Source organism: Variovorax sp. W2I14, assembly GCF_050435205.1.
GTDB classification, from domain to species: domain Bacteria; phylum Pseudomonadota; class Gammaproteobacteria; order Burkholderiales; family Burkholderiaceae_C; genus Variovorax; species Variovorax paradoxus_C.
In genome coordinates this window covers 1,066,316-1,078,174 of sequence record NZ_JBNDJX010000001.1, presented here as the reverse complement: position 1 = coordinate 1,078,174, position 11,859 = coordinate 1,066,316, and the positions used below count along the sequence as shown (strand labels likewise).

The window sequence follows — 11,859 nt, the reverse complement described above, 5'->3', positions numbered from 1 at the left end:
ATCAGCGCGCAATGCCGCGCGTGGAACTGGCGAGGAAGGACTCCATCAAGGCGATGTCGCCCACTGCCTCGGGCATTTCGGCAGTCAGCGCGGCGATGCCTGCGCGCGCCTCTTCGAGCGTCTTGCCCTGGCGATACAGAAGCTTGTGCATCTGCTTGACCGCAGCGAGTCGCTGCGCCGAAAAATCGCGCCGGCGCAGGCCCACGACATTGAAGCCGCGGACCGCCAGCGGATTGCCGTCGACCAGCATGAAGGGCGGGACGTCCTGAGATACCGCGCTCGCGAAGCCGACCATGGCATGCGCGCCGATCGAGACGAACTGGTGGATGCCGGTAAGCCCGCCGATCGTCACCCAATCGGCCAGGTGCACGTGGCCTGCCAGCGTCGTCTGGTTGGCCAGCGTGGTGTGGTTGTCGACATGGCAGTCGTGCGCAATGTGCGTGTACGCCATGATCCAGTTGTCGTTGCCCACGCTGGTCACGCCCCCTGCCCCCGGCACGCCGAGGTTGAAGGTGCAGAACTCGCGAATGACGTTCCGGTCGCCGATGACGAGCCTGGTCGGCTCGCCGGCGTATTTCTTGTCCTGCGGGATCGCGCCGAGCGAGGAGAACTGGAAGATCCGGTTGTCGCGCCCAATGGTCGTGCGCCCCTCGATCACGCAATGCGCGCCGATGGTGGTGCCCGCCCCGATCTGCACGTGCGGGCCGATGACGGCGTAAGGCCCGACCGACACCGAGGCGTCGAGTTGTGCCTGGGGGTCGACGAGCGCTGTCGAATGAACCTGGGTCATGCCTTGCTGATGACGAAAGCCGAGGTCAGCTGATCTGGCGCATGGCGCACATCAGCGTGGCTTCGCAGGCAAGCTCGCTGCCCACCAGCGCGCGGCCCTTGAACTTGGAGATGCCGGCCTTCATGCGTTCGATCTCGACTTCGAGCGTGAGCTGGTCGCCCGGCTCCACGGGGCGCTTGAAGCGCGCGCCGTCGATGGCTGCAAAGTAGTAGACGGTGTTGTCGTCCGGCACGATGTCGAGCGAGTGGAACGACAGCAGGGCCGCGGCCTGCGCCATGGCTTCGAGCATCAGCACACCGGGCATCACCGGGCGGTGCGGGAAGTGGCCATTGAAGAATGGCTCGTTCATCGTCACGTTCTTGAGCGCCGTGATGCGCTTGCCCTTTTCCATGTCCAGCACGCGGTCCACCAGCAGGAACGGGTAGCGGTGGGGGAGCAGCTTGAGGATTTGATGGATATCGAGCGTCGTCGTCATGATTTTCTGTTCCTGCATCGTCGTCATTTTTTCGGGAGGGCTTTCTCCAGCGCCTTCAGTCGTTCGCGCAGGCTGTGCAACTGCTTGAGCGTTGCCGCATTTTTTTCCCAGCTCGCATTGTCATCGATGGGAAACATGCCGGTGTATTGGCCGGCCTTGTGAATGGATCGTGTCACCACGGTCGCGGCGGACACATGCACGCCGTCGGCCACCGTCAGGTGCCCCAGCACGATGGCGCCGCCGCCAAAGGTGCAGTTCGCGCCGATGGTCGCGCTGCCGGCCACGCCGACGCAGCCCGCCATGGCGGTGTTCTTGCCGACACGCACGTTGTGGCCGATCTGGATCAGGTTGTCGAGCTTCACGCCGTCCTCGATGACGGTGTCGTCGAGCGCGCCGCGGTCGATGCAGGTGTTGGCGCCGATCTCCACGTCGTTGCCGATGCGCACCGCGCCCAGTTGCTCGATCTTGACCCAGGCACCCTGGTGCAGCGCGAGGCCGAAGCCATCGGCACCGATCACCACGCCCGGGTGCAGCAGGCAGCGATCACCGATCATGCAGTCTTCGCTGACCGTCACGCGCGACTTCAGCACGGTGCCCGCGCCGATGCGCGCGCCCCGCTCCACCACGCTGAGCGCGCCAATGCACGCCGTGGCGTCGATATGGGCTTCCGGGTGGATCACGGCGGACGGGTGGATGAGGTCGGCCTCCGGGCGCGCATGGCGCGACTTCCAGAGTTGCGTCAGGCGCGCAAAGTAGAGATACGGATCGGGCGTGACGATGAACGCCCCACGCGCGGCAGCCGCCTCCTGCATGGCAGGCGACACGATCACGCACGCGGCTTTCGAGGCTGCGAGTTCTTGCTGGTACTTGGGATGGCTCAGGAAGCTGAGCGCATCGGGCTGTGCATTCTGAAGCGGCGAAAGCCGTTCGATGGACAGCGTGGCATCTCCATGAAGCTCGCCCCCAAGGGCGTCAACGATGGCTCCGAGCTGCAGCGACACGCCGGTTCGCGGCGTTACTTGCCGGCCGCGGGCGCTGTGGAGCCGACCGACGCGTTCAGCGCCTTGATCACCTTGTCGGTGATGTCGTGCTTCGGATTGATGTAGATAGCTTCCTGCAGGATGGCGTCGTACTTTTCAGCTTCGGCCACCTGCTTCACGACGCGATTGGCGCGCTCGTAGACCTGCTGGAGCTCTTCGTTCTTGCGCGCATTCAAGTCTTCCTGGAATTCGCGGCGACGGCGCTGGAAGTCGCGGTCTTGATCGATCAGCGCCTTCTGGCGAGAGGCGCGCTGGCTCTCGGAAAGAGTCGGCGCTTCGCGTTCGAATTTTTCCGACGCGGTCTTCAGTGCATCGCCCTGCGAAGTGAGATCCTTTTCGCGCTTGAGAAACTCGGCTTCGAGCTTCGCTTGAGCCGCCTTGGCTGGCTGCGCTTCGCGCAGCACGCGGTCCGGATTCACGAAGCCGATGCGAAAGGTTTCCTGCGCCTGTGCAGGCGCAGCGACGATCGCGAAAGCGGGAATCAACAACGCACCAGCTGCGGCGCGAATCAAATGCTTCATTTAGAAAGACGTTCCGATCTGGAATTGCAAGCGCTGAATTCTATCCTTCGGGATCAAGACGGTTTGCAATCCCGTCACCGGATCCGGCCCCAACACTTCCTTCTGCGACTTGATGGGGAAGGCGTAGGCGAGGCGCAGTGGTCCCAGCGGCGAGATCCAGCTGATGCCGAAGCCGACGGAGGCACGCACCTTCTTCTGTGCTTTCCATTGCTCGTCGGACAAGCCGGGCGCGCGCGAACCGAACACATTGCCCACGTCGAAGAAACTGTAGAGACGCAAGGTGCGGTCGTTGCCGGCACCCGGGAACGGCGTGCTGAGTTCGGCGTTGAAGACCGCCTTCTTGGTGCCGCCCAGTGGAGCGCCATCGGTCTGACCGAGCAGCGGCACATCGCGCGGACCCAGTGAATTCTGTTCAAAACCGCGGACCGAACCCAGGCCGCCCGCATAGAAGTTCTTGAAGATAGGGAAGGTCTTGCCGCCCAGAGCCTTCGCATAGCCCACGTCGGCGTTGATCGCGAAGGTGTATTGCTTGTTGATCGCGAAGAACTGCTGGTATTGGTAGTTCGTCTTGATGTATTGCATGTCGCCGCCGACGCCAAGCTCGAGGTTGGCACGCTGCAGACGGCCGGTGGTCGGAACGAGCGCGCTATCGCGGCTATCACGACCCCAGCCGACGGTGAGCGGCACGCCCCAGACGCTCTTCTGGTCGCATCCAGTCACGATGAAGCCCGGTGGCCACGGCCCTTCGGTGTTCGTCTGGCACTGGAAATATCTCAGATAGGACTTGGGCGTATAGAGGCCCGAGAGCGAAGTCGACGAGTTCGGATCGAACGCGTACCGCTCAAGTCCGACGCCAAAAAACACGGTGTCAAGCTCGCTGAATGGCACGCCAAAACGGATGGACGCCCCCTGGTTGACCAGCTTGTAGTCACCGTCGGTGGTCTCCGAGTACGGACGCGTCGTCGTGTGATAGACGCTGATCGTGCGTGAGATGCCGTCCTTCGTGAAGTACGGATCTGTGGTGGTCAGCGACAGCGTGCGGTTGTACTTGCTGGTGTTGACCTGCACACCCAGGAAATTGCCCGAGCCGAACACGTTTTCCTGCGAGATGCCGAAGGTCAGCGCAACCTTCTCGGCGCTCGAATAACCGGCGCCGAGCTGCAGGCTGCCGGTGGGCTTTTCGGCCACGTTGACGGTCAGGTCCACCTGATCGGGCGAACCCGGCACCTCTTGGGTCTCGACGTTCACTTCGGTGAAGAAGCCCAGGCGGTCCACACGGTCGCGCGATACCTTGATCTTGTCGCCGTCGTACCAGGAGGCTTCGAACTGGCGGAACTCGCGGCGAATGACTTCGTCGCGGGTCTTGTTGTTGCCGCCGACGGACACGCGGCGCACGTACACACGGCGCGAAGGCTCTGCCTGCAGCGTGAGCGTGACGCGGTTGTTCACGCGATCGATGTCCGGGACGGCCTGCACACGGGCGAAGGCGTAGCCGAAGGTGCCGAAATAGTCGCTGAAAGCCTTGGTGGTTTCGGTGACCAGTTCGCCGTTGTAGGGCTCGCCGGGCTTGATGGTGATGAGCGATTTGAACTCGTCGTCGCGGCCCAGGTAGTTGCCGTTGAGCTTGACGCCCGCCACCACGAACTTTTCGCCCTCGGTGATGTTGACCGTGACCGTCAGGTCCTTGCGGTCCGGCGAGATGGCGACCTGGGTCGAATCGATGCGGAACTCGAGGTAGCCGCGCGTGATGTAGTACGAGCGAAGCGTTTCGAGGTCGGCGTTGAGCTTGGCGCGCGAGTACTGGTTGGACTTGGTGTACCAACTCATGAAGCCGCCGCTGTCCTGGTCGAAGAGGCTCAGCAGCGTCGATTCGCTGAAGGCCTTGCTGCCGACGATGTGGACTTCGCGGATGCGTGCGGAATCGCCTTCGGTGACGGTGAACGTCAGGTTGACGCGATTGCGCTCGATGGGCGTGACGGTGGTCACGACCTGCGCGTTGTAGAGGCTGCGGCTCACGTACTGGCGCTTGAGCTCCTGCTCCGCGCGATCGGCCAGCGCCTTGTCGTAGGGACGGCCATCGGTCAGGCCGATTTCGCGCAGTGCTTTCTGCAGCGCCGCCTTGTCGAATTCCTTGGTCCCTACGAAGTCGACGTCCGCAATGGTCGGGCGCTCTTCGACGATCACCACCAGCACGTTGCCGTTGACGTCGATGCGCACGTCCTTGAACAACCCCAGGTCGAACAGCGCACGAATGGCGGCCGAACCGCGTTCGTCACTGTAGGTATCGCCCACGCGCAACGGCAACGACGCGAAGATCGTGCCGGCCTCGACGCGTTGCAGGCCTTCTACGCGAATGTCGCGCACCGTGAAAGGCTCGACGGCCCAGGCTGCCGTGGCTGCAAGCGCACTGGCAACTACCGCGACAACGCTACGCAGGCGAAAGCGATTGGAGTTTTTGTTCATCTGTGAATTGAGCCGGCACGGAAAGGGCCGGCAGAAAGTTAACCAAAGAGCCGCGTGACGTCGTTGAAGAGTGCGACCGACATCATGACCAGCAGCAAGGCGACACCGCCGCGCTGAAGCCGTTCCATCCAGGCGTCAGAGACGCTTTTGCCAGTCAGGCCCTCCCAAAGATAATACATCAGGTGTCCTCCATCGAGGACTGGCAGCGGCATGAGATTGAGCACGCCCAGGCTCACGCTGATGACCGCGAGGAAGATCAGGTACTGGGTCAGGCCGAGGCTCGCGGACTTGCCCGCATAGTCGGCAATGGTCAGCGGACCGCTCAGGTTCTTCAGCGATGCCTGGCCGGTCACCATCTTGGCCATCATGCGCACCGTCAATGCGGACATCTCCCAGGTGCGCACCACGCCGCGCCAGACGCCGTCAATCGGGCCCTGGCGCACCGTGACCATCTCGGGCGGCGCACCCACGTAGGCGCCGACACGGCCAACCTTGACGGCGCCCTCCTCGCGCACCTCGGGCTTCACCTCGAGCGTGAGCGACTGGCCACCGCGTTGAATCTCCCAGGCCTGGGTGCGCGGCTGGTCGCCGTCGACCGAAGCACGGATCACCTCGCGCAGCTGCTGCCCGTCGTAGATCGGCGTATCGCCGATGGCGCGCACCAGATCGCCCTTGCGCAGACCCGACTGCTCGCCGGCGCCACCGGCCATCACGTCGCCGATCTCCGGCCGGGTCAGGGGGGCGAGCACGCCGATCTTGCGGAACATCTGCAGATCGGCATCCTTGGCCTCCATCCGGCTCAGTGACAGCACCAATTGGCGTTCGGGCTTGCCGTCTTCGCCGGACACTTCGAGCGTGAGGTCCCGGGCGTCGAGCGCGCCCTGCGTCATGCGCCAGCGCAGATCCTCGAAGGACTGGACGGGCGTCAGATCGCCGTCGAAGCCGGCACGCGTGATGTGCTCCCCGCCACGCAGGCCCGCGGCCTCCGCCAGCGAAGCCGCCACCGGCCGCGCCAGCTTGGCAACCGGCTCTTCCACGCCGATCCAATTGACGGCCGTGTAAAGCGCGATCGCCAGCAACAGGTTGGCGATGGGACCGGCCGCCACGATGGCCGCGCGCGAACGCAGGGGCTGGGTGTTGAAGGCCCGATGCCGCTCCTCGGGCGCCACGGGGCCCTCGCGCTCGTCGAGCATCTTGACGTAGCCGCCCAACGGAAAGGCGGCGATGACGAATTCGGTCTGCTGCCCCGGGTGCTGGCGCTTGGGCTGCCAGCGGAACAGTGTCTTGCCGAATCCGATCGAGAAGCGCTCCACCTTGACACCGCAGGCGACAGCCACGCGGTAATGGCCGTATTCGTGCACCGCGATCAGGACGCCGAGTGCAACCACGAAGGCTATGACAGTGAGCATCGGATCCTCAACGAATGGGGGAGGTCAGGCTGCGAAACGCAGCGCTGCGGCATTGGCCGCAGCACGGGCGCTGGCATCGAGCGCCAGCAGATCGGCCAGCGACGCCGGCTTGGAGGGGACAACAGCTTCCAAAGTTTCCATGTTGACCGCATGAATGCGATCGAAACGCAGGCGCCGGTCCAAAAAGGCCTCGACGGCGACCTCGTTGGCCGCATTGAGCACCGCCGTCGTTCCGGGCGCCGCGCGCAATGCGTGCCATGCAAGACCCAGGCCGGGGAAGAGTGCCGCGTCAGGCGCATCGAAGGTGAGCGACGCCATCTGGCGGAAATCGAGCCGTGCCGCCCCGCTCTCGATGCGCTCGGGCCAGGCCAGGCCGACCGCGATCGGCACCCGCATGTCGGGCGTGCCGAGTTGGGCGATGACCGAAGCATCGGAGAACTGCACCATCGAATGCACCACGCTCTGCGGATGGATGACAACCTCGATCTGCTCGGGCAACACACCGAACAGGTGGCGCGCCTCGATCACCTCGAGCGCCTTGTTCATCATCGTGGCTGAATCGACCGAGATCTTGCGGCCCATGACCCAGTTGGGATGGGCGCAGGCCTGCTCGGGCGTGACGCTGCCCAGGGTCTCGGGCGCGCGGGTGCGGAACGGGCCGCCCGAAGCGGTCAGGATGATCTTGTCGATGCGCCGCGCCCAAGTGGACGGATCCTCGGGCAGCGACTGGAAGATGGCCGAGTGCTCGCTGTCGATCGGCAGCAGCGTCGCGCCGCCCTCGCGCACCGTGCGCATGAACAGTTCGCCGCCGACGACCAGGGCCTCCTTGTTGGCAAGCAGCAGGCGCTTGCCGGCGCGCGCGGCGGCCAGGCAAGGGCCGAGCCCGGCGGCGCCAACGATGGCGGCCATGACGGCGTCTACCTCTTCGTGCGACGCTATCTTTTCAATAGCATCATCGCCCGTCAATACATGGGTGTTCAGGCTGTTTTGCTTGAGCTTCTCGGCCAGCAACGCCGCATGCGGCGCGCTCGCCATCACGGCGAACCGGGGCGAGAACTGCGCGCACTGCGCCAGCATCTCGTCGACCTTGGTGGCCGCGGACAGCGCGAAGACTTCGAAGCGCTCGGGGTGCCGTGCAATGACGTCGAGCGTGCTCACGCCGACCGACCCGGTCGACCCCAGCACTGTGACGCGTTGCTTGGGAATGTTCACAGGAAGGCCAGCATCATGGCAATGGGAAGTGCGGGCAAGAGGGCATCCACACGGTCGAGCACGCCGCCATGGCCGGGGAGCAGGCGGCTGCTGTCCTTGGCGCCGGCGCTTCGCTTGATCAGCGATTCGACCAGGTCGCCCACGACGCTCATCGCGGCGAGGAACACCGCGCCGATCAGGAGCAGCCACCAGCCGCGCTCGTTCAGGCGGGTGTAAAGGCTCGGCACCGTGGCGCCCAGGGCCTTGTCGGCGAAGACCCAGGCAACGGCGAGCACAAGGACGCCGATCATTCCGCCCCACACGCCTTCCCAGCTCTTGCCAGGGCTGATCGCCGGAGCCAGCTTGCCGCGGGTGAACTTCAGGCCGAAGGCGCGGCCCGCAAAATAGGCGAACACGTCCGCCACCCAGACCAGCACGAGGATCGACAGCAGGAAGTTGATGCCGACCATGCGCGCCTGCACAGCGGCGAGCCACGCTACCCAGAGTGCCAGCAGCCCGCCGACCAGGCGCAACCCGCGCGGAATGCGGGGCCAGCCCGGCACCGCCACGCGCAGCAGCGCGGCGCCACCGAGCACCCAGGCTGCGCTGGCCAGCATCCACATCAGGACCAGCGGTTGTTCGAGCAGGCCCAGCCACCACGAGAGCCCGCAGAGCGCGACCATCTCGGCACCGAGGAACAGCGACATGCCCTGGCCGTAGCCGTTCAGGCGCCCCCACTCCCACGCGGCCGCACCAATCAACACGAGCATCACGCAGGCAAATGGAATGTAGTTTCGGTAGAACAGCGCCGGCAGCAGGATCGCGAGCAGCACGATCGCCGTGAGGATGCGTTGTTTGAGCATGCGGGAGGTTGTGAGGCCTTCTCAGGCCGCAGCCGTCGAGACCTGTGCCGAGGTTTGGCCGAAGCGGCGCTCGCGACCCTGGAACGCGGCGATGGCCTCGTCCAGCGCGGCCTCGTCGAATTCGGGCCAGAGCTTGTCGCTGAAGAAGAGCTCGGCGTATGCACTTTGCCAGAGCAGGAAATTCGACAACCGCTGCTCGCCGCCGGTGCGGATGAACAAGTCGGGGTCAGGCACATGGGCCAGCGCCATGGCGCGGTCCATGTTCATCTCGGTCATCGGAAGACCCTGCTCGGCAAGCTTGGCCGCGGCCTGGGCGATGTCCCAGCGCCCACCGTAGTTGAAGCAGATATTGAGCACGAGCCGCGTGTTGTGCGCGGTCGCCTCTTCGGCACTGACCAACCCGGCCACCAACTTGGCGGACAGACCGCCGCGTTCGCCGACGAAATGCAGCCGAACGCCGTCGCGGCTCAGGCGCGGCACCTCGCGCGCCAGCGCGCCCACCATCAGCGACATCAGGCCGGAGACCTCGTCGGGGGGACGATTCCAGTTCTCCGAGGAGAACGCGAACACGGTAAGAACACCCACGCCGCGGTCGGCGCAAGCCTTGACGCAGCGACGCAGCGATTCGACGCCCTGCTTGTGTCCCGCCACGCGGGGCAAAAATCGCTTTGTCGCCCAACGACCGTTGCCATCCATGACGACGGCAACGTGGTGGGGAATGGGCGGCGGCGAAGAGGCCATGGCGGGCCTCAAACGGCCATGATCTCCGCTTCTTTCGCCGCGACCAGACGGTCGATTTCAGCGATATGGCGGTCGGTGACCTTCTGGATCTCGGCTTCGGCGCGCTTCTGGTCGTCCTCGGACGCCAGCTTGTCCTTGACCAGCTTCTTGACCGACTCGTTCGCATCGCGGCGCAGGTTGCGCGTGGCGATCTTGGCGGTTTCGCCTTCGTTGCGAACCAGCTTGGTCATTTCCTTGCGGCGCTCTTCGCTCATGGCGGGCAGCGGCACGCGGATGAGGTCGCCCATCGATGCGGGGTTCAGGCCCAGGTCGCTTTCGCGGATGGCCTTCTCGATCTTGGCGCCCATGCCCTTTTCCCAGGGCTGAACGCTGATCGTGCGCGAATCGAGCACCGACACGTTGGCCACCTGGCTCAACGGCACTTGCGAGCCGTAATACTCGACATGGATCGAGTCGAGCAGCGCCGAGTTGGCACGGCCCGTACGGATCTTGGTGAGGTTGTTCTGGAATGCGGCGAGCGACTGATTCATCTTCGCGTCGGTCGCACTGCGGATGTCTGCAATGGTCATCTCAAATACTCCTAGGCATGCACCAGCGTGCCCTCGTCCTCGCCCATCACGACGCGCTTGAGCGCGCCGCTCTTGAGAATCGAGAACACCTTGATCGGCAGCTTCTGGTCGCGGCACAGCGCGAAGGCCGTGGCGTCCATGATGCCGAGATTTTTTGCGATCGCCTCGTCGAAACTGAGCGAGACGTAACGCGTTGCGTGGGGGTCGAGCTTGGGGTCGGCGGAATACACACCGTCCACCTTCGTGGCTTTGAGCACCAGCTCGGCACCGATCTCGGCACCGCGCAGCGCAGCCGCCGTGTCGGTGGTGAAGAACGGGTTGCCGGTACCGGCCGCGAACACGACGACCTTGCCCTCTTCGAGGTACTGCAGGGCCTTGGGGCGCACATAGGGCTCGACCACCTGCTCGATCGCGATGGCGGACATCACGCGGGCCACGAGGCCCTGCTTGTCCATCGCATCGGCCAGCGCCAGTGAGTTCATGACGGTGGCCAGCATGCCCATGTAGTCGGCGGTGGCGCGGTCCATGCCGACCGAACCGCCCGCGACGCCGCGGAAGATGTTGCCGCCGCCGATCACGACCGCGACCTGCACGCCCATGTTCACGACCTCGGCCACGTCCTGCACCATGCGCACGATGGTCGCGCGGTTGATGCCGAAGGCGTCATCGCCCATCAGTGCCTCTCCCGACAGCTTCAACAAGATTCGCTTGTGGGCTGGGCGGGCATCAGACATGGGCAATTTCCTTTGAGTTGGCGGTGACGAGTGTAAAACGTAGCGATGAAAAAACGACGGCACGCGAGCACGCGCCGTCGTTGGAAGCCTTATGGCTTAAGCAGCGGCCTTGGCTGCTGCAACTTGCGCGGCCACTTCGGCAGCGAAGTCGTCAACCTTCTTCTCAATGCCTTCGCCGACCACGTACAGGGTGAAGCCCTTGATCGAGGTGTTTGCGGCCTTGAGCATCTGCTCGACGGTCTGCTTGTCGTTCTTCACGAACGGCTGGTTGTGGAGCGAGACTTCCTTGAGGTACTTCTGCACGCCGCCTTCGATGCGCTTGGCAACGATGTCGGCCGGCTGCGGCTTCTTGCCCTCGGCTTCGGCCGTCTTGCGGTCTTCTTCAGCCTTGCCAGCGGCAACAGCGCGCTCTTTTTCGATCAGTTCGGCAGGCACGTCCGACGCCTGGATGGCAACTGGCTTCATGGCGGCGATGTGCATCGCGACGTCCTTGGCCGACGTGTCGTCGCCCTCGAACTCGACCATCACGCCAATGCGCGTGCCGTGCAGGTACGAAGCCAGCTTGCCGTTGCCGGCAAAGTGCTTGAAGCGGCGGAAGCTCATGTTCTCGCCGATCTTGCCAATCAGGCCCTTGCGCACGTCTTCGAGCGTCGGGCCGAAGCCGTCCTGCTCGTAGGGCAACGCGCCCAACGCAGCGATGTCGGCGGGGTTGTTCTTGGCGACCAGCATCGCGGCAGCGTTGGCCAGGGCCAGGAAGCTGTCGTTCTTGGTGACGAAGTCGGTTTCGCAGTTGATTTCGATCATGCCGCCGGCAGCGCCGTCGACGAAAGCCGTGACCACGCCTTCGGCCGTGATGCGGCCCGACGCCTTGCCAGCCTTGTTGCCGAGCTTGATGCGCAGCAGCTCTTCGGCCTTTTCCATGTTGCCTTCGGCCTCGGTCAGGGCCTTCTTGCATTCCATCATCGGCGCGTCGGTCTTTGCGCGCAGTTCGCCGACCATGCTTGCGGTGATTGCAGCCATTTGTGTATCTCCGTAAATCCAAAAATCAGGTTAAAAAAAAGGG

Annotated in this window: 12 protein-coding genes; all 12 read right to left on the bottom strand. The window is 64.3% G+C overall.

Translation table 11 applies throughout. The annotated features are described in order from the left end of the window. Position 1: 1 nt before the first annotated feature. The 12 genes from lpxA to tsf all read right to left on the bottom strand — a co-directional run bounded on the left by lpxA (position 2) and on the right by tsf (position 11,816). Complete coding sequence (gene lpxA, locus QF040_RS05080) at positions 2 to 790, bottom strand: acyl-ACP--UDP-N-acetylglucosamine O-acyltransferase (RefSeq protein WP_429610099.1); 789 nt, start codon at positions 788 to 790, stop codon at positions 2 to 4. Between the two features lie 25 nt (positions 791 to 815). Further along, positions 816 to 1,265, bottom strand: a complete 450-nt coding sequence (fabZ, locus tag QF040_RS05075) for a 3-hydroxyacyl-ACP dehydratase FabZ (protein ID WP_013541729.1) — start codon at positions 1,263 to 1,265, stop codon at positions 816 to 818. Between the two features lie 23 nt (positions 1,266 to 1,288). After that, complete coding sequence (lpxD, locus tag QF040_RS05070) at positions 1,289 to 2,266, bottom strand: UDP-3-O-(3-hydroxymyristoyl)glucosamine N-acyltransferase (protein ID WP_429610098.1); 978 nt, start codon at positions 2,264 to 2,266, stop codon at positions 1,289 to 1,291. Positions 2,267 to 2,280: 14 nt separating this feature from the next. After that, positions 2,281 to 2,826 (bottom strand): OmpH family outer membrane protein, encoded by a 546-nt coding sequence (locus tag QF040_RS05065; RefSeq protein ID WP_176657742.1) that lies wholly within the window; start codon positions 2,824 to 2,826, stop codon positions 2,281 to 2,283. Beyond that, positions 2,827 to 5,289 carry an outer membrane protein assembly factor BamA gene (gene bamA, locus QF040_RS05060; RefSeq protein WP_429610097.1) on the bottom strand — a complete coding sequence of 821 codons (2,463 nt, stop codon included), beginning with the start codon at positions 5,287 to 5,289 and terminating at the stop codon, positions 2,827 to 2,829. It lies immediately after the preceding gene. 38 nt (positions 5,290 to 5,327) lie between these two features. Then, on the bottom strand, positions 5,328 to 6,698 hold the full coding sequence (gene rseP, locus QF040_RS05055; protein WP_429610096.1) for an RIP metalloprotease RseP: 1,371 nt from the start codon (positions 6,696 to 6,698) through the stop codon (positions 5,328 to 5,330). A 24-nt stretch (positions 6,699 to 6,722) separates the two neighbouring features. After that, the gene (ispC, locus tag QF040_RS05050; RefSeq protein WP_429610095.1) at positions 6,723 to 7,910 is read right to left on the bottom strand and encodes a 1-deoxy-D-xylulose-5-phosphate reductoisomerase; all 1,188 of its coding nucleotides are present in this window, start codon (positions 7,908 to 7,910) and stop codon (positions 6,723 to 6,725) included. After that, positions 7,907 to 8,752 (bottom strand): phosphatidate cytidylyltransferase, encoded by an 846-nt coding sequence (locus QF040_RS05045; RefSeq protein ID WP_176657746.1) that lies wholly within the window; start codon positions 8,750 to 8,752, stop codon positions 7,907 to 7,909. The genes ispC and QF040_RS05045 overlap by 4 nt, the downstream gene beginning before the upstream one ends. Positions 8,753 to 8,773: 21 nt before the next feature. Next, complete coding sequence (uppS, locus tag QF040_RS05040) at positions 8,774 to 9,493, bottom strand: polyprenyl diphosphate synthase (protein WP_013541736.1); 720 nt, start codon at positions 9,491 to 9,493, stop codon at positions 8,774 to 8,776. An 8-nt stretch (positions 9,494 to 9,501) separates the two neighbouring features. Continuing rightward, positions 9,502 to 10,062, bottom strand: a complete 561-nt coding sequence (gene frr, locus QF040_RS05035) for a ribosome recycling factor (RefSeq protein WP_007836991.1) — start codon at positions 10,060 to 10,062, stop codon at positions 9,502 to 9,504. An 11-nt stretch (positions 10,063 to 10,073) separates the two neighbouring features. Then, positions 10,074 to 10,796, bottom strand: a complete 723-nt coding sequence (gene pyrH / locus QF040_RS05030; RefSeq protein WP_013541738.1) for a UMP kinase — start codon at positions 10,794 to 10,796, stop codon at positions 10,074 to 10,076. A 96-nt stretch (positions 10,797 to 10,892) separates the two neighbouring features. After that, positions 10,893 to 11,816, bottom strand: a complete 924-nt coding sequence (gene tsf / locus QF040_RS05025; protein ID WP_429610094.1) for a translation elongation factor Ts — start codon at positions 11,814 to 11,816, stop codon at positions 10,893 to 10,895. Positions 11,817 to 11,859: the final 43 nt, after the last annotated feature.

Bases quoted from the DNA above. Each gene is read 5' to 3' on its own strand.
- lpxA (WP_429610099.1), bottom strand. From the start codon at position 790: ATGACCCAGGTTCATTCGACAGCGCTCGTCGACCCCCAGGCACAACTC.
- fabZ (WP_013541729.1), bottom strand. From the start codon at position 1,265: ATGACGACGACGCTCGATATCCATCAAATCCTCAAGCTGCTCCCCCAC.
- QF040_RS05065 (WP_176657742.1), bottom strand. From the start codon at position 2,826: ATGAAGCATTTGATTCGCGCCGCAGCTGGTGCGTTGTTGATTCCCGCT.
- bamA (WP_429610097.1), bottom strand. From the start codon at position 5,289: ATGAACAAAAACTCCAATCGCTTTCGCCTGCGTAGCGTTGTCGCGGTA.
- rseP (WP_429610096.1), bottom strand. From the start codon at position 6,698: ATGCTCACTGTCATAGCCTTCGTGGTTGCACTCGGCGTCCTGATCGCG.
- QF040_RS05045 (WP_176657746.1), bottom strand. From the start codon at position 8,752: ATGCTCAAACAACGCATCCTCACGGCGATCGTGCTGCTCGCGATCCTG.
- uppS (WP_013541736.1), bottom strand. From the start codon at position 9,493: ATGGCCTCTTCGCCGCCGCCCATTCCCCACCACGTTGCCGTCGTCATG.
- frr (WP_007836991.1), bottom strand. From the start codon at position 10,062: ATGACCATTGCAGACATCCGCAGTGCGACCGACGCGAAGATGAATCAG.
- pyrH (WP_013541738.1), bottom strand. From the start codon at position 10,796: ATGTCTGATGCCCGCCCAGCCCACAAGCGAATCTTGTTGAAGCTGTCG.
- tsf (WP_429610094.1), bottom strand. From the start codon at position 11,816: ATGGCTGCAATCACCGCAAGCATGGTCGGCGAACTGCGCGCAAAGACC.